General features: G+C 64.9%; 20 protein-coding genes. 15 read left to right on the top strand and 5 right to left on the bottom strand.

The window, feature by feature from the left end; translation table 11 throughout:
- Positions 1 to 302 precede the first annotated feature (302 nt).
- From trxB to NCS02_RS03895, 5 genes are all read left to right on the top strand, one after another.
- Complete coding sequence (gene trxB, locus NCS02_RS03915) at positions 303 to 1,298, top strand: thioredoxin-disulfide reductase (RefSeq protein WP_008350982.1); 996 nt, start codon at positions 303 to 305, stop codon at positions 1,296 to 1,298.
- Between the two features lie 155 nt (positions 1,299 to 1,453).
- Positions 1,454 to 2,290 carry a Smr/MutS family protein gene (locus tag NCS02_RS03910; RefSeq protein ID WP_008350985.1) on the top strand — a complete coding sequence of 279 codons (837 nt, stop codon included), beginning with the start codon at positions 1,454 to 1,456 and terminating at the stop codon, positions 2,288 to 2,290.
- On the top strand, positions 2,280 to 2,900 hold the full coding sequence (locus NCS02_RS03905; RefSeq protein ID WP_008350988.1) for a trimeric intracellular cation channel family protein: 621 nt from the start codon (positions 2,280 to 2,282) through the stop codon (positions 2,898 to 2,900). Before NCS02_RS03910 ends, NCS02_RS03905 begins: the two co-directional genes overlap by 11 nt.
- A 143-nt stretch (positions 2,901 to 3,043) precedes the next feature.
- Positions 3,044 to 3,697 carry a protein-L-isoaspartate O-methyltransferase family protein gene (locus tag NCS02_RS03900; protein ID WP_008350990.1) on the top strand — a complete coding sequence of 218 codons (654 nt, stop codon included), beginning with the start codon at positions 3,044 to 3,046 and terminating at the stop codon, positions 3,695 to 3,697.
- A 54-nt stretch (positions 3,698 to 3,751) separates the two neighbouring features.
- Positions 3,752 to 4,075: a rhodanese-like domain-containing protein gene (locus tag NCS02_RS03895; protein ID WP_008350991.1), complete on the top strand. Its 324-nt coding sequence runs from the start codon at positions 3,752 to 3,754 to the stop codon at positions 4,073 to 4,075.
- Positions 4,076 to 4,094: 19 nt separating this feature from the next.
- Here the strand turns inward: NCS02_RS03895 and NCS02_RS03890 are convergent, their stop codons facing one another.
- The 4 genes from NCS02_RS03890 to hemC form a co-directional block, all read right to left on the bottom strand.
- Positions 4,095 to 5,672: a GDSL-type esterase/lipase family protein gene (locus NCS02_RS03890; protein WP_244807788.1), complete on the bottom strand. Its 1,578-nt coding sequence runs from the start codon at positions 5,670 to 5,672 to the stop codon at positions 4,095 to 4,097.
- A 190-nt stretch (positions 5,673 to 5,862) separates the two neighbouring features.
- The gene (locus tag NCS02_RS03885; protein ID WP_008350996.1) at positions 5,863 to 7,056 is read right to left on the bottom strand and encodes a heme biosynthesis protein HemY; all 1,194 of its coding nucleotides are present in this window, start codon (positions 7,054 to 7,056) and stop codon (positions 5,863 to 5,865) included.
- The gene (hemDX, locus tag NCS02_RS03880) at positions 7,056 to 9,125 is read right to left on the bottom strand and encodes a fused uroporphyrinogen-III synthase HemD/membrane protein HemX (protein ID WP_034471392.1); all 2,070 of its coding nucleotides are present in this window, start codon (positions 9,123 to 9,125) and stop codon (positions 7,056 to 7,058) included. The genes NCS02_RS03885 and hemDX overlap by 1 nt, the downstream gene beginning before the upstream one ends.
- Entirely contained in the window at positions 9,125 to 10,132 is a 1,008-nt protein-coding gene (hemC, locus tag NCS02_RS03875) for a hydroxymethylbilane synthase (protein WP_008351000.1), read from the bottom strand. The genes hemDX and hemC overlap by 1 nt, the downstream gene beginning before the upstream one ends.
- Before the next feature lie 335 nt (positions 10,133 to 10,467).
- Here hemC and ppc point away from each other — a divergent pair, with 335 nt between their 5' ends.
- Positions 10,468 to 13,545 carry a phosphoenolpyruvate carboxylase gene (gene ppc, locus NCS02_RS03870; RefSeq protein WP_244807786.1) on the top strand — a complete coding sequence of 1,026 codons (3,078 nt, stop codon included), beginning with the start codon at positions 10,468 to 10,470 and terminating at the stop codon, positions 13,543 to 13,545.
- Positions 13,546 to 14,298: 753 nt separating this feature from the next.
- On the opposite strand, the gene NCS02_RS03865 is transcribed toward ppc, so the two are convergent.
- Positions 14,299 to 15,063: a class I SAM-dependent methyltransferase gene (locus NCS02_RS03865; RefSeq protein ID WP_008351004.1), complete on the bottom strand. Its 765-nt coding sequence runs from the start codon at positions 15,061 to 15,063 to the stop codon at positions 14,299 to 14,301.
- A gap of 103 nt (positions 15,064 to 15,166) precedes the next feature.
- On the opposite strand from NCS02_RS03865, the gene NCS02_RS03860 reads away from it, so the two are divergent.
- From NCS02_RS03860 to NCS02_RS03820, 9 genes are all read left to right on the top strand, one after another.
- Positions 15,167 to 15,973 carry a helix-turn-helix transcriptional regulator gene (locus NCS02_RS03860; protein ID WP_175981740.1) on the top strand — a complete coding sequence of 269 codons (807 nt, stop codon included), beginning with the start codon at positions 15,167 to 15,169 and terminating at the stop codon, positions 15,971 to 15,973.
- Between the two features lie 55 nt (positions 15,974 to 16,028).
- On the top strand, positions 16,029 to 17,432 hold the full coding sequence (gene argH / locus NCS02_RS03855) for an argininosuccinate lyase (RefSeq protein WP_008351007.1): 1,404 nt from the start codon (positions 16,029 to 16,031) through the stop codon (positions 17,430 to 17,432).
- A 143-nt stretch (positions 17,433 to 17,575) separates the two neighbouring features.
- Complete coding sequence (locus NCS02_RS03850) at positions 17,576 to 18,505, top strand: bestrophin family protein (RefSeq protein WP_008351010.1); 930 nt, start codon at positions 17,576 to 17,578, stop codon at positions 18,503 to 18,505.
- Between the two features lie 106 nt (positions 18,506 to 18,611).
- Positions 18,612 to 19,217 carry a glutathione transferase GstA gene (gene gstA, locus NCS02_RS03845; RefSeq protein WP_008351011.1) on the top strand — a complete coding sequence of 202 codons (606 nt, stop codon included), beginning with the start codon at positions 18,612 to 18,614 and terminating at the stop codon, positions 19,215 to 19,217.
- 231 nt (positions 19,218 to 19,448) lie between these two features.
- Positions 19,449 to 19,964 (top strand): Csu type fimbrial protein, encoded by a 516-nt coding sequence (locus NCS02_RS03840; protein ID WP_244807785.1) that lies wholly within the window; start codon positions 19,449 to 19,451, stop codon positions 19,962 to 19,964.
- Positions 19,965 to 20,032: 68 nt separating this feature from the next.
- Positions 20,033 to 20,440 (top strand): hypothetical protein, encoded by a 408-nt coding sequence (locus NCS02_RS03835; protein WP_152563197.1) that lies wholly within the window; start codon positions 20,033 to 20,035, stop codon positions 20,438 to 20,440.
- 391 nt (positions 20,441 to 20,831) lie between these two features.
- Positions 20,832 to 22,952 carry a glycosyl hydrolase family 18 protein gene (locus NCS02_RS03830; protein ID WP_250522894.1) on the top strand — a complete coding sequence of 707 codons (2,121 nt, stop codon included), beginning with the start codon at positions 20,832 to 20,834 and terminating at the stop codon, positions 22,950 to 22,952.
- A gap of 78 nt (positions 22,953 to 23,030) precedes the next feature.
- Positions 23,031 to 23,501: a type II secretion system major pseudopilin GspG gene (gspG, locus tag NCS02_RS03825; RefSeq protein WP_008351020.1), complete on the top strand. Its 471-nt coding sequence runs from the start codon at positions 23,031 to 23,033 to the stop codon at positions 23,499 to 23,501.
- A gap of 17 nt (positions 23,502 to 23,518) precedes the next feature.
- Positions 23,519 to 24,703 carry a type II secretion system F family protein gene (locus tag NCS02_RS03820; RefSeq protein WP_250519331.1) on the top strand — a complete coding sequence of 395 codons (1,185 nt, stop codon included), beginning with the start codon at positions 23,519 to 23,521 and terminating at the stop codon, positions 24,701 to 24,703.
- Positions 24,704 to 24,706 lie beyond the last annotated feature (3 nt).

The raw sequence follows: 24,706 nt of genomic DNA, 5'->3' as shown, positions 1-24,706 counted from the left end.
GAGCGGCATGGAACGGTGAACTATTGTAAACGCTGCATTGCGGTGAAAGGCGCAAAAACCGGCGCGTTCTTGCAACCTGTAACACTCGTCACGCGCGCGTCATGTCGCGGTTTCGGCCCGGCGCGGCTATCAATCCGATTGAAAGGTTCATTCGGAAGGCTTTTTCCGACGCCTTTATAATCGTCGTTTTGCACTCAAATACGGTTCATCGGATGTACCGGGCGTCGAGATTGCTGCGTCGCAGGCAATCGCTCGCGCGCCTCGAGGCGCGCATCCGAAACCATCAATAACGGACCATCATCATGTCTTCGCCCAAACACGCCAAAGTGCTGATTCTCGGTTCCGGCCCCGCCGGCTACTCCGCCGCCGTCTACGCCGCGCGCGCGAACCTGTCGCCGCTGCTCATCACCGGCCTCGCGCAAGGCGGCCAGCTGATGACCACCACGGACGTCGAGAACTGGCCGGCGGATCCGTCGGGCGTGCAAGGCCCCGAACTGATGCAGCGTTTCGAGGAACACGCGCGCCGCTTCAACACCGAGATCGTCTTCGATCACATCCACACCGCGAAGCTCAACGAGCGCCCTTTCCGTCTGATCGGCGATTCCGGCGAGTACACCTGCGATTCGCTCATCATCGCGACGGGCGCATCGGCGCAATATCTCGGCGTGCCGTCGGAAGAAGCGTTCATGGGCAAAGGCGTGTCGGCCTGCGCAACGTGCGACGGCTTCTTCTATCGCAACGGTGAAGTGGCGGTGATCGGCGGCGGCAATACGGCCGTCGAGGAAGCGATCTATCTCGCGGGCATCGCGAAGAAGGTCACGGTCGTGCATCGCCGCGACAAGTTCCGCGCCGAGCCGATTCTCATCGACCGCCTGCTCGCGAAGGAGAAGGAAGGCATCGTCGACATCAAGTGGAATCACGTGCTCGACGAAGTCACCGGCGATCAGTCCGGCGTCACCGGCCTGCGCATCAAGGACACGCAATCGGGCAAGACGACCGACATCGCGCTGCAAGGCGTGTTCGTCGCGATCGGCCACAAGCCGAACACCGATCTCTTCGTCAACCAGCTCGAGATGAAGAACGGCTACATCATCACGAAGGGCGGCACGAGCGGCGACGCGACCGCGACGAGCATCCCCGGCGTGTTCGCGGCGGGCGACGTGCAGGATCACGTCTATCGCCAGGCGATCACGAGCGCGGGCACGGGCTGCATGGCCGCGCTCGATGCGCAGCGTTATCTCGAAACCATCGACGAAACGCCGACGCCGCATTCGATGAGCCACGAAGCCGACCGCTGATCGGGCGGCGCGAGCCGCTAGAATGCAGCAACGACGGGCCACGGTTCACTCCGCCGGCCCGTTTTCGTTTCGGCGCGCGCGTGCCGTCGTTTCAGCGGCGACGCCGGCGCGCGGCGCGCCGAGTCCGATCCCCGACCCATTCCGCTGGCCGAACGATGCCGAAGAATCTCCCTCATCCGAACGAACCGAAAGTCCGTCGCAAGGAAGCGCCGCGCCCGGCCGCGCCCGCGCAAAAACCGGTGGATGCGCGCGATGTCGCCGCCGCCGTGAAACGCGAAGGCCTGTCGGGTCTGTCGTCGCTGAAGGGCGCGCTGAAGGCCGACGCCGAAAAGCGCGAAGTCCAGCGCGTCGCGGCGGCGCGCGCCGAGCGGGAAGCCGTCGCGGATGCCGACGAGTTTCGTCGCGCGATCGGCGAAATCGAGCCGCTCAAGACGCCGCCGCGCACGACCGTCACGCGCGTACCGCCGCCGCCCGTGCCGCTGCAGAGCCGCCGCGACGAAGAAGCGGTGCTGCAGGAAGCGCTCTCCGACGAATACGATCCCGAAAGCCTGCTCGACATCGACGAAACGCTGTCGTTCTATCGTCCGGGCGTCAGCCAGGAAGTCGTCAGAAAGCTGCGGCGCGGGGCGTGGATCGTGCAGGCGCAGCTCGATCTGCACGGCATGCGCCGCGAGGAAGCGCGCGAGGCGCTCGCGGAGTTCATCCGCGAATCGGTGAAGCGCGGGCTGCGCTGCCTGCGCGTCATTCACGGGAAAGGGCTCGGGTCCATCGGCAAGGAGCCGGTGCTGAAGGGCAAGGTGCGCGCGTGGCTCGTGCAGAAGTCGGAGGTGATCGCGTTCTGTCAGGCGCGGCCGCACGACGGCGGCGCGGGCGCGGTGCTCGTGCTGCTGCAGCCGGGCGGCACGCCGCGTCATCACAATCATCCGCAGGACAAGTCGCAGGACCGGAGCCTCGGCAAGAACAGCAATCCGGGGCCGGACAGTGCATCCTAGACTCACCCTCGCCATCACCATCATGGAGGCGCTCGCGATTTTCGCGTACGCCTTCTCCGGACTCATCGAGGCGCGCAAGCGCCGGCTCGACGCGGTAGGCGCGTTTCTCGTCGCGCTCGTGACCGCGTTCGGCGGCGGCACGGTGCGCGACGTGCTGCTCTCGCGCCGGCCCTTCTACTGGGTCGAGCATCAGGACTACGTGCTGTTCATCTTCGCGATGGCGATCTTCGCGCCGCTTTTTTTGCGCGTCACGTCACGCCTCTTCGACCAGCGCGCGCTGCTCGTCACCGATGCGATCGGGCTCGGGCTCTTCAGCGTGTCGGGCACGTCGATCGCACTCGACGCCCAGATGCCCGCCTTCACCGCGACGATGATGGGCGTCATCACCGGCGTGTTCGGCGGCGTGCTGCGCGACGTGCTCTGCAACGAGATTCCGCTGATCCTGCGCGACTCGCGCCCGTACGCGGTCTGCGCGTTCGCCGGATGCTGGATGTATCTCGGGCTCGAACGGCTCGACGTCGACACGATCTACAACGTGCTATTTTCGACGGCGTTCATCCTGATCGCGCGGCTCATCACCTTCAAGTTCGATATCCGCCTGCCGCATTAGCCGCACGGGAGGCCAGCGCGTCGGGCGCAGGTCGGGCGCAAAGCAGGCGGGAAAACCCTTCGATTTGCTACAATCGCGTAGTTTTCTAGCCCCGCATCCGGCCGCGATGCAAGCCGCTCCGGTCGCCATCACGCACACAGAACATGAACATCGAGCAAGCGCGTTTCAACATGATCGAGCAACAGATTCGTCCGTGGGAAGTGCTGGACCAGGACGTCCTGAACCTGCTCGCGATCGTCAAGCGCGAGAACTTCGTTCCCGCCGCGTACCGCAACATCGCTTTCGCCGATCTCGAAATTCCGCTGCCTGGCGGCGAGCGCATGTTGTCGCCCAAGGTCGAAGCGCGCGTCCTGCAGGAACTCGCGATCCACAAGGGCGAAACCGTGCTGGAAATCGGCACCGGCTCGGGCTACATGGCGGCGCTGCTCGCGCACCGCGGCCGCAGCGTGACGACGGTCGAAATCTCGCCGGAGCTCGCCGCTTTCGCGCAGCAGAACCTCGCGGCGAACGGCGTGACGAACGTCGACGTGATCACCGGCGACGGCGCGCTCGGCTGGAATCAGGGCGCGCCTTACGACGTGATCTGCGTGTCGGGCGGGCTGCCGGTCATGCCGCAGGAATTTCTGGAACAGCTGAAGATCGGCGGGCGCATCGCGGCGTTCGTCGGCTCGGCGCCGGTCATGAAGGCGCAGATCATCACGCGCGTGGACGAAAAGCAGTTCCGCGTGTCGGATGTCTTCGAAACGCTCGTCGCGCCGCTGAAGAACGCGGTGCATCCGTCGCAGTTCAAGTTCTAAGCCGAAAGCGCGCTGCCGGCCTTATCCGGTAGCGCGCATCTTGCCGGAATCTCCATGCAAAACCTGACCGCACCCGAACTCGCCGCGTGGCTCGCCGATTCGTCGCGCCCCGCTCCCGTTCTGCTCGACGTGCGCGAGCCCTGGGAAATCCAGACGGCGAAGATGGACAACATCGTGTCGATTCCGATGCGCGACATCCCAGCACGCAGCGAAGAACTCGACGACGAAGCGCAGATCGTCTGCATCTGCCATCACGGCGCGCGCAGCGCACAGGTCGCGATGTTCCTCGAATCGCGCGGCTTCACGAAGACGTTCAATCTCTACGGCGGCATCGACGCATGGTCGCGTCAGGTCGATCCGTCGGTTCCGACGTACTGAAAGCGCTCGGCGCGGCGCTTCATCCCTCGCTCGACCAGAGTGCGGTGCCGCGCGCCGAAAAGATGACGAGATAGCCGTTCGGCAAGATAGTCGCGTAGGCGCCCGGATGCCCCGACGTGTGCGTCTGCCAGACCGTCGCGCCATTGTTGTCGTACATCGCCAGATTGCCGTCCTCCTGCATGCGCAGTTCGACGCCCGGCGTGCCGCTCACCTGCGATGACCAGATCGTCGCGCCATCCTTCACCGCGACGAGATAGCCGTCGCCGCGCAAGTTCACCTGCACGTTTCCACTGCACGCCGCGATCGATTGCCCTTCCGCAAGGCCTTCGCCCATCGCGATGCGCCCGCACGCTGTCGGCGCGTTGATCGGCGGCAGCGCGGCTAACCAGCCCAGATCGACCGCATTGGCGATCGCCAGCATGCCGGCATCGTCCGGATGAAGGTCGTCGCCGCTGTTGTAGGCGCGCGCGAACGCCGTCGAGTCGTGCGCGCCGGCCGGGTGGCCCAGCGCCGCGGCCTGATCCAGCACGGCATCGCAACCGCTGCTCTTGCTGCGCAGATAAGCGTTCACCGTCTGGCGCGTGTTCTCGATCTCGGGCGTCCATTCGTCGAGGCCTTCGAAGGGCGTAAGCGTCGAGCAGATCAGGCCCACTTTCGCCGCGGCCGCCTGGTGAACGAGTTGCTGATACGCGCCGATGAGCTGCTGCGCGCTCGGCGGATTGCCGCTGATTAGATTGTTCACCGCGTCGTCGGAGACGATCACCCATTTGACGTTGGACTGCGCGAGCACGTCGCGGGCGAAGCGCGTCAGCCCGGCTTGGCCCGAACCGTTCGTGAAGAAATCGTTGCCGCTGATGCCCTGATTCAGCACGCCGACCGTCATGCCTGAGCGGATCAGCCGCTCCGCGAGGCGGTTCGGCCAGCGCCGGTTCGTATTGGGCGTCGACGCGATTCCGTCCGTGATCGACGCGCCGAAGGTGACCACCGCGCCCGTCGCCGCGGCGTTCATCACATCGACATTGGTGAGGAAATAGTACGACTGCTCGCCCGCCGCGTTCACGACGCCGCCCGTGAACGCCGGGTCCGCGCTGACGTCGCCCGGTGCGATCCAGTTGTCCTGCAAGCCCTCGACGTGCCCGGTCGATCCCGGCGGCGTCTGCGACGGAATATGGAAGCTCACGGAGATGTCCGCGAGCGCCGGCACCTGAAACGGAACGGGGTCGGTCTGGACGGTGCCGCCGACGGGAATCGTCACATAAGTCTGCCCGTTGAAGGTCGCGGCCTTGTCGCTGCCGGCGATCGTCCGCGCGCCGCTCGCGCGACGGGCGACATGCACGTCGCCGAGCGTAACGGGCTGCGTGCCGAACAGATTGGAGAACGTCAGGCGCGCCGCCGTCCCGCCGATGCTCGTCCGCACGACGTGGCGAATCGTCTGATTGTTGAAGCCCCGGTCGGCGGTGACATCGGGCGCGGCGGCCCAGGTTCCGGTCCACGGCGCGGACGTGATAACGCCCTGCGCGAAGTAATGCGACGTATCGGGCCAGGACAGAAAAACGACGAGCGCAAGCCCGATCAACGTGTGTAGCGCCCGTTTCACGCCGCCTCCTTTTCTTTCGATCCTCGTATCGGTGGAAGGAAACTAGACCATCTTGCCCGCGCATCGGCCGTGCGGTGGCGTACAGACAACGCGAAAACGCCGGTCCGGAAAGCGCGTGCGAAAAAAAATAATGGGCTGCATGAGCATCGCGCCCGTGCAGCCCGTTCCTGAACGCGTCAGGCGAGCGCAATCAGACGACGTTCATCGCCAGCGCGCTTGCGCGGTAATGTTCCGCGGCCTTGTCCGCGTCGCCGAGCTGTTCGTGCAGACGGGCGAGCGCGCGATGCGTGCGAATCTTCAGCGGTTCGTTGTCGGCGAGCTTCAGCGCCGATTCGAGGAACGCCTGCGCCTTGCCCCACAACTGCTGATGCAGGCAGAGACGTCCGAGCGTGAAAAGCAGGTCGGCGTCTTCGGTGCGTTCCTTCTGCCACGCTTCGGCGCGCTGGATCAGCGGGAAAGCGTCGCCGCCGACGATGCAGTCCGGATAACGCCGCAACAGCCGCGCGTCCCAGTTGTGCGCGAGCGCGTCTTCGACGATCTTCTTCGCCTCCGCGCGACGATCGAGCGCGATCAGCAGTTCCGCGGCGAGATCGGCGAGACGCGGCGACTGGCGCTCGGTCGCCGACAGCGATTGCCACAGTTCGAGCAGCGCGTCCGGGTTATGCCGGCGATCGCGCAGCAGATTTTCCGCCGCGACCTGGCGCAGCCGCACCGCGACCGCCGGATGCAGCGCCTCGCGCTTCTCCAGCATCCGCACGAGCTTCAGCACTTCGCCCCAGTTCTTCAATTGCTGCTGCGCGCGCAGCGCGATTTGCTGCGCGTGGATGCGCCGGCCGCCCTGCGCCTGCATTTCGGTGAGCGCGACGAGCGCGCCGTCGGCGTCGCGGCCATCGGCGCGCATGTCGGCGGTGGCCATCAGGCGCGCGTCCTGCCAGTCGGCGCCGGAAACCTGCGCGAGCCACTCGTCGCGGCGCGCATATTCGTGCAGACGATGCGCCGCGTTCGCGCCGATCAGCCCGGCCGCACCCTTGTTGTCTTCGACGGACAACGCATCGCGCGCGGCCTTCTCGGCTTTCGAGAAACGTCCGGCGTACAGATGCCCGACCGCATCGCGCAGCGACGCATTCGCCTTCGCGATCTTGCTGCGCGTGCGGTACGCGGCGACGCGCGACGGCATCTTCCAGACGCCACGCACCGCGCGGATGATCGCGTACAGCACGATGAACAGCACGACGAGCGCGACCGCGAACAGATTGAGCGACATGTCCACGCGATACGGCGGTATCACGAGCAGGATTTGTCCGTTGTTGAAGCCGCCGACGGTCGCGACGATCACCGCGACGGCGAACAGCAGCGCGAGCCAGATGAGTCCACGAATCGTCATCATCCGCCTCGCTTGAACTGATGGACGGCGGCGAGGCTCGCGTTCAGGTTCGGTACGGCGACGGCGAGCGACGCCTGATCGACCTGCTTCACGAGCTCGCGCACGGCCTGCACTTTCTTCGACGAGGCATCGAAGTAGCGGCCGAGCGCGGCGTCGGCGGCGCGCAGGTCCGACTTGAGCGTCGGCTCGCTGCGCGACAGCAGCGAAAGACGCGCGGACAGCAGCCGCAGCTTCACGTTTTCGCGCACGAAATAACCTTGATCGGGCGATGTGAGCATCGCATCGGCGTTATCGATGCGGCGCACCGAGACGAGGCTCGACAACTGCTGGCCGATGCCGTTCGTGATCTGATGCCACAGCACCTTCCAGCGCGGCTCGCCGGTCGCCGCCGCGATCGACGCGCTGTTGGCCGGCTCGGCGGCCTGCGCGCGGGCGCGGGCGATCGGCGCCTCGCCCGAAAGCGGCAACTGGTCGATCTGGTCGATGGCCGTGTCGAGCTTGATCGCGAGACCGGTGAGATCGGTCGTCGGCGTGGCTTTCAGCTTGTCGATGTCCTGCGCGATCGCCTTGCGGATCGCGACGACCTGCGGACCGGTGGTCGCGGCAAGACGCGTGTCGGCGCTTTGCAGCGCGAAAAGCGCGAGTTGAACGTTGCCGGTGAGTTGCAACTGCTGGCTCGCGCTCGACAGAATCTGCTCGACTTCGGCGACGGTCCAGTCGTCGCGATTGCTCGCGAGATCCTGATATTGCTGCTGCAGCGCCTGACTGTGCGCTTCGGCATCGGCGAGCTTGCCCTGCAACTGGATGATCTGCGTGTTCAACGCGGTGGTCGCGCTCGCGGCCTGATCGGCTTTCGCGCGCAGATCGGCGTTCTGCTCGTCGGACTGGGCGAGGCGCTGCGACAGTTGCGCGTCGGTGCGCTCGAACTTGCGGTTCAGGACGAAGGCGCCCGCGCCCGCCGCCACCGCCAGAATGACGACGACGAACCACAACACCACGATGCCCGCGCCGCCGTTCTTCTTCTGCTGCTCATAAGGCGTGAAAGGCGTGTTCGGCGGCAAGGGCGGTGTCACGTTCGGCTGAGGTGAAGCTTTCTTGGAATCGTTCGAATCAGTCATGCGTGATTGAGCCGTTTGTTGGGCCGGCGCGGTGGCCGGATTGGCGTCCGTCGGCGCGGATGAGGAATTTATCGAAGCCGATGCGCTCGCGTGCGCGTGAGCCTCCGGATCCCGTTGGAGCGGGAACAGCGCTTCCAGCGCGTGCGCGATGCGCTCATCGCCCGCGCCGGACACCGTAATCCTATCAAAACCCGCTCCCCGCGCGGCCTCGGCGATGCGCGGGTGCGGGCAGACGAGCGGCGCGCGCTTGAGCAGCACGATTTCGTCGGCGGTGAGATGTTCGTGGGCGAGCTCGTCGAGATTGCGCACGCCTTCCGAGCTTGTCAGCAGCCACGCGTGCGGTTCTCCGGCCAGCAATTCGTGGATGCGCTCCCACTCTTGCATCGACGGTTCCGGCAACACGCGGCGATAGGCGGCGGCCTTTTCGACCCGCGCGCCTGCTTGCGCGAGCCGCTCGGCGAGCCATTCGCGGCCGCCGTCGCCGCGCACGATCAGCACGCGCTTGCCTTCGAGACCGTTCGTGCCGAAATGCGCTTCGATCGCGGTGAAGAGCGCCTCGGAATCGAAGCGCGGATCGAGCGCTTGCGCCGACGGACTGATCACGCGATGCGACGGCGCGTGCACGCCCTGACGCGCGAGCGCCGCGACCGAGCCCGGACCGACGACCGCGACGGGCAAATCGACGGGCCACGGCGCGGCGAGCCGCGAGAACGCATGATCGATCGCATTCGGCGACACGAACACGACGAGCGCATAGCGCCCCGGCGCTTCCGGCGGCAGAAAAAGCTCGTCGAGCGCGGCGCGCAGCGGCGCATCGTCGGCGACGGGCGCGATATCGATGAGCGGAAATTCCAGCGCGTCGAAGCCGGCGCTCGCAAGGAGCGCGAGCAGCGCGGACGACTGTCCGGCGGGACGCGTGACGACGACGGTGGCGCGGCGCTCGCTCGCCATCAGGACTTCGGCCCCGAGGGCGCGGTGTTCGGGCCGTCGGCGCGCGACATGGTGCTGAGCGCGGCGACGATATCCATCGCGCCTTGCGCTTCGAGATCCGACGACACGCGCTGGCCGAGCGCGAGCGCGGCGGCGAGATCGGGCGCCTGCACGCTTTCCTCCGCGCGCAGCACGCGCTTGCCGTCGGGCATCGACACCGCGCCGCGCAGATGCAGCGCGCCGTCGCGCCATACGGCGTACGCGGCGAGCGGCACTTCGCAACTGCCGCCGAGCGCGCGCGACACCGCGCGTTCCGCCTCGACCGCGAGCGCGGTGTTTTCATCGTGCAAAGGTGCGAGCCACGCGGCGAGATCGGCGCGGTCCGCGCGAATCTCGATACCGAGCGCGCCCTGCCCCGCTGCCGGCAAGCTCTCGGACGGATCGAGCAGCGCACGGATGCGCGCTTCCAGACCGAGACGCTTCAAACCCGCCGCCGCGAGGATGATCGCCGCGTACTCGCCGCGGTCGAGCTTGGCGAGACGCGTATCGAGATTGCCGCGCAACGGCCGCACTTCGAGATGAGGAAAGCGCGCGCGAATCATCGACTCGCGACGCAGGCTCGACGTGCCGACGATGCTCCCCGCAGGCAGCGCATCGAGCGACGCGTAATGCGGCGACACGAAAGCGTCGCGCGGATCTTCGCGCTCCATGATGGCGCCGAGCGTGAAGCCTTCGGGCAGTTCCATCGGCACGTCCTTGAGCGAATGCACGGCGAGATCGGCGCGGCCCTCGGCGAGCGCGGCTTCGAGCTCCTTCACGAACAAACCCTTGCCGCCGACCTTCGACAACGTGCGATCCAGAATCTGATCGCCGCGCGTCGTCATTCCGAGGATTTTCACGTCGCAAGATGGATATAATTTGTGCAGCGCACACCGCACGTGCTCGGCTTGCCACATCGCAAGCCGGCTTTCCCGCGAAGCGATGATGATGCTCGCGGGCGGTGTCGTTGAATGCGTCTCGGAATTCATTGATGCTCGATCGAATGACGGGATGGATGAATAGACATTAGCGAACAATGGTAGCACGCACGCCAAGGTCCACCGACACCCGGGCAGCGCGCGAGAGCCTTGTCCGATGCGCCTTTCGGGGCGTCCGTGGTGTGTTCGTAGCGGCGTGAACGACGGCCCCGGCCGCGTCGCGCGCGATGAACGCTTCGGGGCGCGAAGAATGCCGCGGCATGCTGTCGCCGGTTTGACGCACGGCCGTTCGCGCGGCCCGCGATTTTCTGCCGATGCGGCGCCCGTCGAGGTCGCCGGATCATGTCGATGTACCCTGGCTTCGCAGCTTTCGAGAGGAACCCAACGTGACGTCATCCGGATCGGCTCGCCCGGCGCGCCGCAACGCCGCATTGCCCAAGTCTTCCTCCTCCGACGCGCCGCGCGCGGCGTCGTCGCCCATCGTCACGACGAAGGCCGCGACGGCCGCGAAGGCTTCGAAAGCCGCCATCGCGCCGAAGCTCGCGAAGAAAGCCATCGCGACCAAGACCGCGCCGACGAAGCTCAAAACGCCGCGCCCCAACGGCGTGGCCGTCGCGAAAGCCGCGAAGCCCCCGAAGCCCGCGAGCCGCACGCGCGACGACAAGGACCGCCCGCTCTTCGAAGACATCCGCTTTCTCGGGCGTGTGCTCGGCGAAGTGCTGCGCGAGCAGGAAGGCGACGCCGTGTTCGAGGTCGTCGAGGCCATTCGTCAGACGGCCGTGAAGTTCCGCCGCGAGGACGACGTCGAAGCCTCGCAGACGCTCGAAAAGAAGCTGCGCGCGCTGTCGCCGGAACAGACGGTGTCGGTCGTGCGTGCGTTCAGCTACTTCTCGCATCTCGCGAACATCGCCGAAGACCGCCATCACAATCGCCGGCGGCGCATTCACGCGCTCGCGGGCTCGGGTTCGCAGCCGGGCACCATCGCGTATGCGATCGAGCGCATGCGCGAGCACAAGAACATCAGCGCGACGCGCAAACTGCTCGAGAGATTTTTCGGCGATGCGCTGATCGTACCCGTCCTCACGGCGCATCCGACCGAAGTCTCGCGCAAGAGCATTCTCGACGCGCAACACGATATCGCGCGTCTGCTCGCCGAGCGCGATCAGGAACTGACCGCGCGCGAACGCGCACAGAACGAAGCGGTGCTGCGCGCACGCGTGACGTCGCTGTGGCAGACGCGCATGTTGCGCGACGCGCGCCTTTCCGTCGCCGATGAAATCGACAACGCGCTGTCTTACTATCGCGCGACCTTTCTCGCCGAAATTCCCGCGCTCTACGCCGATATCGAAGCCGCGCTCGCGGAACACGGCCTGCCCGTGCGCCTGCCGCCGTTCTTTCAGATGGGAAGCTGGATCGGCGGCGACCGCGACGGCAATCCGTTCGTCACCGGCGAAACGCTCGAAAACGCGATCACGCGTCAGGCGATCGTCATCTTCGAACACTATCTGGAAGAGACGCACAAGCTCGGCGCGGAATTGTCCGTGTCGGACCTGCTCGCCGGTTCGAGCGATGCCCTGAAAGCACTCGCCGATGCCTCGCCCGACCAGTCGCCGCATCGCAAGGACGAGCCGTATCGGCGCGCGCTCATCGGCATCTACACGCGGCTTGCGGCGAGCGCGCGCGTGCGGCTCGGCGAAGGCGTCGTGACCGTGCGTAGCGCGGGTCCGGGCGCACCGCAGATTCGCGCGACGCCCTACGCCGATGCCTCCGAATTCGTGCGCGACCTGCACGTGCTGATCGATTCGCTCGCGGAGCATCACGGCGCGTCGATGTCGAGCCTGCGTCTGTCGCCGCTCGCGCGCGCCGCCGAAGTGTTCGGCTTCCATCTCGCGAGCATCGACTTGCGGCAAAGCTCGGACATTCACGAGGCCGTCGTGAGCGAGCTGCTCGCGCGTGCGGGCGTCGTCGAGGATTACGCGTCACTCACCGAAGAGCAGAAGCGCGAAGTGCTGCTGAAGGAGCTCGCGCAGCCGCGCCCGCTGCGCCTTCCATACGCGCACTATTCCGATCTCGCGAAAAGCGAGCTCGGCGTGCTCGAAGCGGCCCGCGAGACGCGCGCGAAGTTCGGTGCGCGCGCGGTGCGCAACTACATCATTTCGCATACGGAGACCGTCAGCGACTTGCTGGAAGTGATGTTGCTGCAGAAGGAAACGGGCGTGCTGCAAGGCTATCTCGGCGCGAAGGACGATTCCCCGCGCGACGGCCTGATGGTCATTCCGCTCTTCGAGACCATCGCCGACTTGCGCAACGCGCCGGTCATCATGGGCGAATTCTTCGCGCTGCCGGGCATCGACAAGCTCATCGAAAATCAGGGCAACGAGCAGGAAGTGATGCTCGGCTATTCGGACAGCAACAAGGACGGCGGTTTCCTCACGTCGAACTGGGAGCTGTATCGCGCGGAACTGGCGCTCGTCACGCTGTTCAAGGAGCGTGGCACGACGCTGCGCCTCTTCCACGGACGCGGCGGCACGGTCGGACGCGGCGGCGGCCCGACGTATCAGGCGATTCTGTCGCAGCCGCCCGGCACCGTCGACGGGCAAATCCGCCTGACCGAGCAAGGCGAAGTGATTGCGAGCAAGTTCGCGAACGCGGAAATCGGGCGGCGCAATCTGGAGACGGTCGTCGCCGCGACGCTGGAAGCATCGCTGTTGCCGCACGAGAACGCGCCCGCGCAGTTGCCGCAATTCGAAGCGGCGATGCAGACGCTCTCCGATTCCGCGATGGCCGCGTATCGCGCGCTCGTCTACGAGACGCCGGGCTTCACCGACTACTTCTTCCTGTCGACGCCGATTTCGGAGATCGCGGAGCTGAACATCGGCAGCCGGCCGGCGTCGCGCAAGCTGCAGGATCCGAAGCAGCGCAAGATCGAGGATCTGCGCGCGATTCCGTGGGGCTTCTCGTGGGGCCAGTGCCGTCTCTTGCTGACGGGCTGGTACGGCTTCGGCAGCGCGGTGACGGCGTATCTCGACCGCGCCGGTTCCGACGATGAACGCGCGAAACGTCTCGCGACGCTGCGCAAGATGCACAAGACGTGGCCGTTCTTCAAGAACCTGCTGTCGAACATGGACATGGTGCTCGCGAAGACCGATCTCGCCGTCGCGTCGCGCTATGCGCAGCTCGTCACCGACAAGAAGCTGCGCAAGACCGTGTTCGACAAGATCGTCGCGGAGCATCAGCGCACGTGCGACGTGCTCGGCGAAATTACCGGCAAGATCGATCGTCTTTCGGATAACCCGCTGCTCGCGCGTTCGATCAAGAACCGCTTCCCTTATCTCGATCCGCTCAATCACTTGCAAGTGGAGCTGTTGAAGCGTCACCGCGCGGGCGATCAGAACGTGCGGCTGCGGCGCGGGATTCATTTGACGATCAACGGGATTGCCGCGGGGTTGCGTAATACCGGCTGATGCCTTCCCTTGGCGGGGCGTTTTGGTTCGGGATGCAACGTTGCCTCGATGTATGCGTGGGTTTCGGCGGATCCCGATTTCGTGTCGGTCTATTGGCGTTGCCCCTGTGCGGGGCGGCACCTACTTTCTTTGCTGCTGCAAAGAAAGTAGGCAAAGAAAGCAGCTTTTCAGGCCCACGGTCACACGCACGTTGGGTAGTTCTCTCGTCCCGGGCGGCACTCGCCTAAAGAGTGCCCTCAAAGGACCAATCGGGCTTGGCTCGCGCACGGTCTGCCGCCCGAAGGTGTTCAGAACATTGGTTCAGCACGAAATAGCTTCGGCACAGCGCTTCGCGCTGCCGTAGGGCATGCAAGGGAAACCATCGGTTTGCGTGCGCAGTGCGATAGCGATGTTAATAGCGAAGCACTGGCAGTCCCGCTTAACCGGTCGGCCGCGAAGCGGGCTGGAGCTGTTTGGTGCTGAACCAGTTCGTTGTGTGGTGCGATGTGGCAGACCGTGCGCGAGCCAAGCCGGGTGATTGTGATGAGGGCACTCCTTAGGCGAGTGCCACCTGGGACGAGAGAACTACCCAAATTGCGTGTGACCGCGGGCCTGAAAAGCTGCTTTCTTTGGTCACTTTCTTTGCAGCAGCAAAGAAAGTGACTGCCGCCCCGCACAGGGGCAACGCTAATAGACCGACGCGAATAAGGGATCCGGCGAAATCAACAACCGTCACCGACACGAACCCGAGGATCGAGCGACATCCAACAATCTTCAACCACGCCGCTTCCCCTCCACCATCACCGCATCGAGCTCGAACGAGCAATCATCCTTCACGTTGAAATACTGCCGCACCTCATCCGGCGCGCTCGCCCACATCGATCTGATGGCCGTCACGCGCTCGGCCGGCGTACGCATCCGCGTCACCCACGACTCGAATTCCAGCGGGATGCGCCAGCGCTCGGCGATTTGCGCATCGAAACCGGCGGCATCGAGCATCGCGATCCATTCGTCGGCGCGATAGTCACGGATATGCGACGCATCGCGCAGGATTTCGATCGCCTGAATGTGCGTGTCGTAGAGCGGATCGTCGATGCCCGCGATATCGATGAACTTCAGCCGCCCGCCAGGCTTCAACACGCGATGCACTTCGGCAAGCGCTGACGAAACGTCGCGCCAATGATGCGCGCTCATCCGGCTCACGGCCCAGTCGAACGACGCATCCGCGAACGGCAGCGTTTCGGCCGCGCCCTGCTGCGTGCGAATCGTCGTCAGGCCGCGTTCCTTCGCGGCGGCTTCCACGGTCGCGAGCATCTGCGGGGCGATGTCGTACGCCACCACTTCGCGCACGTGCGGCGCGATCGCAAAGCTCGCGTGGCCCGCGCCGCATCCCATGTCCAGCACGCGCGCGTTGCCGCAAGTGGCCGCGAACGTCGCGGAGAGATTCTGCAGATCCGCGCCGCTCGCATGGACGGCGCTCGTGAGATACGCGGCAGCGGTGCTGCCGAATGCGTCTGCGACCTGATCGTGGTGTTTCATCGTGGGCTCCGGTTTCGTCGTGGTCTTGTGTCGCTACAATAGAACCCGCTTTGTACCAGTACAAGTTGTGCAGTTATTCTGGTATGTACACCACCTGCCACGCATGAATCACATCGACAAGAACGAAACCCTCGCCGAAACGTCCGCGCACGCGCTCGGCGAGTTCATCCGCGCGCATCGCGAAAGGCTGTCGCCGCAAGCGGTCGGACTCGCGCCCGGCCCGCGCCGCCGCACGCCCGGCTTGCGCCGCGAAGAAGTCGCGCAACTGTGCGGCGTGAGCCCGACCTGGTACACCTGGATCGAGCAAGGCCGGCCCGTGTCCGCTTCCGCCGATGCCCTCGCGCGCATCGCCGTCGCGCTGCAACTGTCGCGCGCCGAACGTGCGTATCTTTTCGAGCTCGCCGCCCAGCGCGATCCCGCCGAGCCCGATCCGGCTTCGCAGGACGCGCCCGCCGCGCTGCTCCAGACCGTCGGGCTGATCGCCGCGCCCGCCTACGTGCTCGATCGTCAGTGGAACGCGCTGCGCTGGAACGAGCATGCGTCGGCGCTGTTCGTCGGCTGGCTCGACGGCGAGCACGACCGCAATCTGCTCACGTACACGTTCACGTCGCCGGCGGCGCGCGCGCTGATCGTCGACTGGGAAACGCGCGCGCGGCGTCTCGCGGCCGAATTCCGCGCCGATTCGATCCGCCATCTGAACGATGCGCCGACGCGCGCGCTCATCGACGATCTCTCCGCCGCGAGCGATGCCTTCGCGCGCTACTGGGCGTCGCAGGACGTGTTCGAGCGCGAAGGCGGCGAGCGCGCGTTCAATCATCCGTCGCGCGGGCGCGTCGTGTTCAATCAGATCACGTTCAAGCCCGCGCATCGCGAGGATTTGAAGCTCGTGATTCTGGTCGGATCGGAATAGTGCCGAATGTTAAGATTGTCGACTTCCCGAAGCCCGAACCGCTGAAAACATCACCATGACGTCCCAACTCCACAAAAAAGGCGAAGCCTGGTCGGCTCGCTTCTCCGAGCCGATGTCGGAGCTCGTCAAGCGCTACACGTCGTCGGTGTTCTTCGACAACCGGCTCGCGCTCGTCGACATTCAAGGCTCGCTCGCGCACGCGTCCATGCTTGCGGCGCAGAAGATCATCAGCGCCGACGACCTCGCCGCCATCGAGCGCGGCATGGCGCAGATCAAGGGCGAAATCGAGCGCGGCGAGTTCGAGTGGAAGCTGGATCTGGAAGACGTGCATCTGAACATCGAGGCGCGCCTGACGGCGCTGATCGGCGATGCGGGCAAGCGCCTGCACACCGGCCGCTCGCGCAACGATCAGGTCGCGACCGACATCCGCCTGTGGCTGCGCGGCGAAATCGACCGCATCGGCGAGCTGCTGAAGGAGTTGCGCGTCGCGCTCATCGACATGGCCGAAAAGCATGCCGACACCATCATGCCGGGCTTCACGCACCTGCAGGTCGCGCAGCCGGTCACGTTCGGGCATCACCTTTTGGCCTATGTCGAAATGTTCTCGCGCGATGCCGAGCGCATGCGCGATCTGCGCCGTCGCGTGAACCGTCTGCCGCTGGGCGCGGCGGCGCTCGCGGGCACGAGCTATCCGATCGACCGTCACGCGGTCGCGGCGGCGCTCGGCTTCGACGGCATCTGCGCGAATTCGCTCGACGCCGTGTCCGACCGCGACTTCGCGATCGAATTCACGGCGGCGGCCGCGCTCGTCATGACGCACGTGTCGCGCTTCTCCGAAGAACTCGTGCTGTGGATGAGCCCGCGCGTCGGCTTCATCGACCTGGCGGACCGTTTCTGCACGGGTTCGTCGATCATGCCGCAGAAGAAGAATCCCGACGTGCCCGAACTCGCGCGCGGCAAGACGGGCCGCGTGAACGGCCATCTGATGGCGCTGCTCACGCTGATGAAAGGCCAGCCGCTCGCGTACAACAAGGACAATCAGGAAGACAAGGAGCCGCTGTTCGATACCGTCGATACGGTCGCGGATACGCTGCGCATCTTCGCGGAAATGGCCGCAGGCATCACGGTGAAGCCGCAGGCGATGCGCGCGGCCGCGCTGCAAGGCTTCTCGACCGCCACCGATCTCGCCGACTATCTCGTGAAGCGCGGCCTGCCGTTTCGCGACGCGCACGAAGCCGTCGCGCACGCGGTGCGTATCTGCGACGATCGCGGCTGCGATATCGCGGACCTGTCGCTCGACGCGATGCGTATCGAACTGCCGAACGTCGCGCATCTGATCGGCGAAGACGTGTTCGACTATCTGACGCTCGAAGGCTCGGTCGCGAGCCGCAATCATCCGGGCGGCACCGCGCCGGATCAGGTGCGCGCGGCGGCGAAAGCGGCGCGCGCGGCGCTCTGATCGCATTGTCGCGTTGCTGATCTCGAAGGCCGTTCGCAAGGACGGCCTTTTCGTTTCCGCACGCGACGCCATGTCTCGCGCGCGATGCACCTTATTTTCGAGATAATCGGAAATTCATTGCGGTTTCACCGGCAAGCTCGTCCATGATCATTCGCCCCAAGCTCAACTGGTTCCGGCTGCTGTTCGTGTGGCGCGGCTCCGTGCTGCCGCAACTGCTGCCGCGCCTCGGGCTGATCTTCGCGCTGTCGCTCGCGGCGATCTTCATGCACGACCACATGCGGCACTATCCGCTCGGGCTCGGCACGCCGCCGTTCGCGCTCGTCGGCATCGCGCTCGCGGTGTTTCTCGGTTTCCGCAATAGCGCGAGTTACGAGCGATGGTGGGAAGGCCGCAAGCTGTGGGGCACGCTGCTCAACACATCGCGCGCGCTGGCGCAGCAGGCGCTGTCGCTGCCGGACAATCGCGACCGCGCTGAGGAGCGACGTTTTCTGTCCGCGCTCGGCGCGCTGCCTCACGCGTTGAGACATCAACTGCGCAACACCGACGCGCTCGCCGATCTCGCGCCCCGCCTCTCGCCTGAACTGCACGCACGCGTGGCCGCCGCGAAGTTCCGGCCCGCGCTGATTCTGCTCTGGCTCGGCGAATGGGTCGCCGAACGCAAGCGGGAAGACGCGCTCGACGGCTATGCCGTCCTCGCGATTCAGCACAATCTGAACGCGCTTTCGGATGTGATCGGCGGATGCGAGCGCATCGCCTCCACGCCGCTGCCCTTCTCCTACTCGGTGATGATTCACCGCACGATCTACCTCTTCTGCGTGATGCTGCCGTTCGGCCTCGTCGATGGCGCCGGCCTGCTCACGCCGCTTTTCGCGTTGCTCGTCGCGTATGCGTTCATGGCGCTGGAGGCGATCGCCGCGCAGATCGAAGATCCGTTCGGCCTCGAGGAAAACGATCTCGCGTTGAACGCCATCTGCGACGCGATCGAAGCCGCGCTGCACGACATGGCCGCCGACCCCGACTTCCCGATGCCGCCGAAGACCGTCGCATCCTCGCGCGATTTCATCCTCGATTGATCGCGGTTCGATCTTTCATCAAACGACACAATTCGTTTCGCGATAGCGGATGCTGCGCAAGCACGACATCGTTCATAATCGTGCGACTCATCCTGGAGGAATTGTTTTGAAACTGTTCTACAAGGCAGGCGCCTGTTCCCTCGCGTCGCACATCGCGCTCGAAGAATCTGGGCTCGCCTACGAAACCGAAGCCGTCGATCTCAAGACCAAGCTCACCGCGAGCGGCGCGGATTTCACCAAGATCAACGCGAAGGGTTACGTGCCCGCGCTCCTGCTCGACAACGGGGAACTGCTGACCGAAGGCCCGGCGATCATGCAATACATCGCCGATCAGGTTCCGGCGAAGCATCTCGCGCCGCTCAACGATGCGATGGCGCGGTACCGTCTGCAAAGCTGGCTCACGTTCATCGGCACGGAACTGCACAAGAACTTCTCGCCGTTCTTCAACCCGGCCGCAAGCAGCGACTGGAAGGCCGCGGCGATGGCCAATCTCGAACGCCGTCTCGCCTACGTCGCGCAGCAAGTCGATGACAAGCAGTTCCTGCTCGGCAACGAATTCAGCATCGGCGATGCGTATCTGTTCACGGTTTTGAGCTGGGCGAAGCATATCGATCTCGACCTCGGCAAGTGGCCCGCGCTCGTCGCGTATCAGGCGCGTGTCGGCGCGCGCCCGGGCGTGCAGGCCGCGCTCAAGGCCGAAGGACTGATCTGAATCCACGTCGTCACCGTTAGCCAGGCGGCCTCCTTCGGGAGGCCGTTTTCACATGTAGCGTCGGCATCTCGATAAACGCGTCAGCACAATGCCATCCGGCGAAACCGCTCGTTTCACCATCTCAAATAAGAGTCGTCTCATTCAGTCTTAGACGCGCGCTCCCTATCATTTGCTCATGTTCTCGCGACGCCAAACGCAATCGGCGTCGTCAATCTGATACCGGAGATTCTCATGCGCAATCTGTTCAGCAAAGCCGCCGTCATCGCCATCGTTGCCGGCGCCGCCACGCTCGGCGTCGTCGCTTCGCCCAATGCAATGGCCGCCAGCAAGAGCGCGACATTCGATGTCACGCTGACCGTGCAGGACGACTGCTCCATCGCCGCGAACCCGCTGAATTTCGGCAGCACCGGCGTGATCAGCAACAACCTCGATCAGACGACGACGCTCTCGGTCACATGCACCAAGGGCACGGCCTACAGCGTCGCGCTCGACGCGGGCACCGCGAACGGCTCGACTGTCGCGGACCGCAAGATGAGCAACGCGGCCGGCGATGCATCGGTCGAATTCAATCTGTATCGGGATACGGCGCGCACGCAGGTCTGGGGCAATACGGTGGACAGCGACACGGTCGCAGGCACGGGCGACGGCTCGAACCAGAGCATCACGGTTTATGGCCGCGTGCCGTCGCAAGACACGCCGGCTGCGGGCACGTATTCGTCGACCATCACCGCGACGCTGGTTTTCTAAGCATTTCGGTTTCCTTTTTTCAAAGGCGCGGGGCTTTTTAGAAAGCACCCGCGCATACGCACTGTTGCATGGCGCGAAAAATCAATATCCCCTCGGGTCCATTCATGAAAAGTCACTCGCTCTACCATGCCGCATTCGCCGCCTTGATTGCGGCGGAAACGCTTGCTGTGTCTCCCGAAGGTTTCGCGAAAAGCGGCACGGCTAAAATGGACATCGCGCTGACAATCGAAAATGCCTGCTCGATCGTCACGCCCGGCGCACCTGTCGAAATCGATCAGGCAAGCCGCGTCGCGGTGAATTGCGGCGGGACCAAAACGCCGTATCGCGTCGGCGTCGAAGCGAGATCGGCTTCGGGTGAGGCGCTATCGTTGCAATCGATCGAGCACGCATCTCACGTCAAGGGCGCGGCGGCATCGACCAGTGTGTCCGGCAGCGAAAACTATCCACCGATCGTTGCCGTCACGGTTCAGTTCTGACGCACCGATACGCCGATATACCGGCAGGCGATTAAAGCGATCCCGCATACGGACCTGCGGCGCGTTTCACATTCGCATCGCTGCATGCATCAACGATCCATATCGCCGGAATGCCGATTGAAAATAACGGCCCGATGTCGAACTCACGACGTGCATATTCAAATCGACGGTGCCATATTTCGAAGCAGTATTCTTTGCGTCGCGTAAAAAGCACGCCTATAAGAAAACCAGAAGGAAAACTAATCATCAATTTCCAACTTGCTTAGTGGAGAAGCTTGGATTATCAAAATATCCGCGTATAGGCGCTTGAAATGCGCGGCGTTTGAGGCAAACAGCTTGACAATGTAGAGAATCGAAACCAACCATAATCGAAACAAAGGAGGCCATTCTCATGAATCGCCTTGTTAAGCATTCCAAAATTAGCGCATTGACGCTGGCATTGCTGGTTGCCTATTCAGTCAGCGCCAATGGCGCCGAGTGGCAGGAAGGGACCACATATTCGGCAGGCGCCACCGTCACTTACAACGGCCACACCTATCAGGCGCTGCAATCGCATACCGCCTACCCCGGCGCGGGATGGACGCCTTCCACCACGCCGACGTTGTGGAAGGATCTCGGCGCAACGGGCGGCACGCCGACGCCGACACCGACTCCAACGCCGAGTCCCACGCCGACACCGACTCCAACGCCGACTCCAACACCCACGCCAACGCCAACGCCGACTCCGACTCCGACGCCCACGCCCACGCCGACACCGTCGGGCGCCGCGTGTTATGACGCGTGGTCGTCGACGCAGGCTTATGCGACGGCGGGCACGCGCGTGACGTACAACGGCCGCAATTATCGAAACAAGTGGTGGACGCAGGGCGAAAATCCGGCGCAATCCGGGCAATACGGCGTATGGGAAGATCTCGGCGCGTGCTCGGGCGGGCCGTCGCCTGCTCCTGCTCCTGCGCCGACGCCGGTTCCGACACCGACGCCAACACCCGTTCCGACGCCCACGCCCACGCCCACGCCCACGCCGACGCCGACGCCCACGCCCACGCCGACGCCGACGCCGGTTCCAACACCAACGCCGACGCCCACGCCGGTTCCAACACCGACGCCAACGCCGGTGCCAACGCCGGCCCCAACACCGACGCCGACACCCACACCCACACCCGCACCCTCCCCCTCAGGGGCGCGTGAAATCGGCGGCTACTTCGCGCAGTGGGGCATCTACGATCGCAACTACAAGCTCAAGGACGTCGACACGACCGGCTCTGCCTCGATGCTCACGTTCATCAACTACGCGTTCGGCAACCTCTACCAGAAGAACGGCGGCTACGAGTGCGGCATCATCAACAAGGCCGAGCCGGGCGCGACCAATCCGAACGCCGCGGACGCAGGCACCGGCGGCGACGCCTGGGCCGACTATCAAAAGAACTTCGGCGCCAACGAAGCCGTCAGCGGCAAGGGCGACACCTGGGACTTCCCGACGAACGATCCGCGCTACGGCAAAGCCGGAGCCGGCCCGCTGAAAGGGAACTTCAATCAGCTCAAGCAGTTGAAGGCCAAGCATCCGAACCTGAAGGTGATCATTTCGCTTGGCGGCTGGACCTGGTCGCGATGGTTCGGCAAAGCGGCGGCAACCGACGCGCTGCGCAAGCAGCTCGTGAGCTCGTGCATCGACGTCTACATCAAGGGCAATCTGCCCTATGACGCCGGCTCGAACGCGGGCGGCGACGGCATCGGCGCGGACGTGTTCGACGGCATCGACATCGACTGGGAATTCCCCGGCGGCGGCGGCCAGCCATACAACGCCGTCGATCCGAACGACAAGAAGAACTACACGCTGCTGCTCGCCGAGTTCCGCAAGCAACTCGACGCCATCGGCGCCCAGAACGGCAAGCGCTATCTGCTGACGGTCGCGATCGGCGCGGGCGGCGACAAGATCGCGATGACCGAGCCGGGCGAATACAGCAAGTCGCTCGACTGGATCAACATCATGTCGTACGACTTCCACGGCGGATGGGAAACCAACGGGCCGACCGACTTCCAGGCGCCGCTCTACGGCGACCCCGACAGCCCGAACTACAAGGCGGGCCAGTATGCGCCGACCTATAACGTCGACGGAGCGGTGAAGGCGCTGCTCGCAGGCGGCGTGCCGACATCGAAGATCGTGGTCGGCGTGCCGTTCTACGGACGCGGCTGGACCGGCGTCACCAAGGGTCCGCAAGGCGACGGCCTGTATCAGAAAGCCACCAAGCCCGCGCCGGGCAAGTACGAGGAAGGCATCCAGGACTACCGCCTCCTGAAGAGCGCGGCCGGCACGGTGTACGAGCATCCGGTCGCGAAAACCGCGTACAAGTTCGACGGCACCACCTGGTGGTCCTACGACACGCCCGGAACCATGAAACTCAAGATGGACTACGTGAAAGCGCAGAACCTGCGCGGCTCGTTCGCCTGGGAACTCGACGGCGACGGACCCAACGCCGAGTTGCTGAAAGTGATGAGCGACGGACTGAAGTGATGCTCGACGGGCCGCGCGCGTATCGCCCGACCGGGCAGACGCGCGCGGCGCCGAGATCCGAACCTGCCGGGGGCTGCCATGTATAACCATTTGACGAAGGCTGCCGCACTGAGGGGAAAGCTGACGCAGACCGGCATCGGCTTGCGCCGGCGCGGCTTCACCTTGCTCGAACTGCTGGTGGTGCTGCTCATCATCGCGCTATTGGCGGGCTATGTCGGACCGAAGCTCTTCGGCGAAGTGGGCAAGGCGCGCAGCAAGACGGCGGCATCGCAGATGAAGGGCATCGAAAGCGCGCTCGACCGTTATCGGCTGGACACCGGGCACTATCCGGGCACCGACGCCGGCCTCGCCGCGCTGATGACCAACGTCGGCAACACGTCGGGCTGGGAAGGTCCGTACATGAGCAGCGCGATTCCGAACGATCCGTGGGGCAAGCCGTATATCTATCGATCGCCGGGCGAAGGCGGCAAGGACTACGACCTGATGACCTACGGCGCCGACGGCAAGCCGGGCGGATCGGGCGAGGACGCGGACATCGTCGCCAAATGATCCGCGCGGTGAGCGCCATGCGATATCGCGTACGGGTCGAAAGCGACGGCGGCCAGCAGGAGCTGGAACTCGACGCCGCCGATGACGCCCAGTTGCGCCAGAGCGTCGCCGACATGGGTCTGTCGCTCATCGAAGCGACGCCGCTCGAAAAGCGCAAGGCGGGCTTCACGTTCCGCAAGCCCGTGTTCGAGCGCGCGCTCTTCACGCAAGAGCTGATCGCGCTGCTCGAAGCGGGCCTGAGCCTCGTCGAGACCGTCGAGACATTGCGCGACAAGAGCCGCGACGGGCTCAATCGCACAGTGCTCGCGCAGATCGTTTCCGCGCTCTACGAAGGCGAGCCGCTGTCGCGCGCGCTCGAGCGGCAGCCCGCGCACTTTCCGCCGCTCTACGTCGCGACCGTGGCCTCCGCCGAACAGACCGGCCATCTCGCCGAGGCGCTCAAGCGCTATCACCACTACGACGCGCGGCTCTCCGTGGTGCGCAAGAAAGTCGTGTCGTCGATGGTGTATCCGTCGATCGTCATCGCGACGGGCGCGCTCATCGTCCTGTTTCTCGCGTTCTACGTGATCCCGAAGTTCAGCCAGGTGTTCGCGTCGATGAAGGAGATTCCGTTCTCCGCCCGCGTGATGCTCGCATGGGGAAATCTCGTCGAGGCGCACGGCGGGCTGCTGCTCGCGGGCGTCGTCGGCGCGATCGTCGGCGCGGGCTTGTCGTTGCGCAGCGAGAAAGTGCGCGCGCGGCTCTTCGAAGCGTTCATGCGCCTGCCGAAGCTCGCGGACTATCAGCGCCTCTTCGCGCTGACGCGCTTCCACCGCACGCTCGGCCTCTTGCTCGCGGGCGGCATGTCGATGGTCACGTCGATGGAACTCGCCGCGCAGGTCTTGCCCGCGCAATTGCAGACGGCACTCGCGCAGGCGCTCGACGAAATTCGCGCGGGCAAGCCGCTCTCCGGCGCGCTGCCCGCCGCGAACCTGACGACGCCGGTGGCCGAACGGCTCATCCGCGTGGGCGAGCAAAGCGGCGAGCTGGCCGGCATGGTGACGCGCTCGGCCGAGTTTTGCGACGAAGAGCTGGACCGCGCGATCGACACGCTGATGCGCGTGGTCGAGCCCGTCCTGATGCTGGTGGTGGGCAGCATCATCGGGACGATCATCTTCCTGCTCTACATGCCGATCTTCCAACTGGCCGGAGCCGTGGGGTGAATC

Origin of the sequence: Caballeronia sp. NCF2, assembly GCF_023631205.1 — a bacterium.
In the GTDB taxonomy this organism is placed as follows: domain Bacteria; phylum Pseudomonadota; class Gammaproteobacteria; order Burkholderiales; family Burkholderiaceae; genus Caballeronia; species Caballeronia zhejiangensis.
The sequence above is the reverse complement of the archived record's forward strand: the minus strand, read 5'-3'. Positions and strand labels throughout refer to the sequence as shown.

Bases quoted from the DNA above. Each gene is read 5' to 3' on its own strand.
- trxB (WP_008350982.1), top strand. From the start codon at position 303: ATGTCTTCGCCCAAACACGCCAAAGTGCTGATTCTCGGTTCCGGCCCC.
- NCS02_RS03910 (WP_008350985.1), top strand. From the start codon at position 1,454: ATGCCGAAGAATCTCCCTCATCCGAACGAACCGAAAGTCCGTCGCAAG.
- NCS02_RS03900 (WP_008350990.1), top strand. From the start codon at position 3,044: ATGAACATCGAGCAAGCGCGTTTCAACATGATCGAGCAACAGATTCGT.
- NCS02_RS03895 (WP_008350991.1), top strand. From the start codon at position 3,752: ATGCAAAACCTGACCGCACCCGAACTCGCCGCGTGGCTCGCCGATTCG.
- NCS02_RS03885 (WP_008350996.1), bottom strand. From the start codon at position 7,056: ATGACGATTCGTGGACTCATCTGGCTCGCGCTGCTGTTCGCCGTCGCG.
- hemDX (WP_034471392.1), bottom strand. From the start codon at position 9,125: ATGGCGAGCGAGCGCCGCGCCACCGTCGTCGTCACGCGTCCCGCCGGA.
- hemC (WP_008351000.1), bottom strand. From the start codon at position 10,132: ATGAATTCCGAGACGCATTCAACGACACCGCCCGCGAGCATCATCATC.
- NCS02_RS03865 (WP_008351004.1), bottom strand. From the start codon at position 15,063: ATGAAACACCACGATCAGGTCGCAGACGCATTCGGCAGCACCGCTGCC.
- NCS02_RS03860 (WP_175981740.1), top strand. From the start codon at position 15,167: ATGAATCACATCGACAAGAACGAAACCCTCGCCGAAACGTCCGCGCAC.
- argH (WP_008351007.1), top strand. From the start codon at position 16,029: ATGACGTCCCAACTCCACAAAAAAGGCGAAGCCTGGTCGGCTCGCTTC.
- NCS02_RS03850 (WP_008351010.1), top strand. From the start codon at position 17,576: ATGATCATTCGCCCCAAGCTCAACTGGTTCCGGCTGCTGTTCGTGTGG.
- NCS02_RS03840 (WP_244807785.1), top strand. From the start codon at position 19,449: ATGCGCAATCTGTTCAGCAAAGCCGCCGTCATCGCCATCGTTGCCGGC.
- NCS02_RS03835 (WP_152563197.1), top strand. From the start codon at position 20,033: ATGGCGCGAAAAATCAATATCCCCTCGGGTCCATTCATGAAAAGTCAC.
- NCS02_RS03830 (WP_250522894.1), top strand. From the start codon at position 20,832: ATGAATCGCCTTGTTAAGCATTCCAAAATTAGCGCATTGACGCTGGCA.
- gspG (WP_008351020.1), top strand. From the start codon at position 23,031: ATGTATAACCATTTGACGAAGGCTGCCGCACTGAGGGGAAAGCTGACG.
- NCS02_RS03820 (WP_250519331.1), top strand. From the start codon at position 23,519: ATGCGATATCGCGTACGGGTCGAAAGCGACGGCGGCCAGCAGGAGCTG.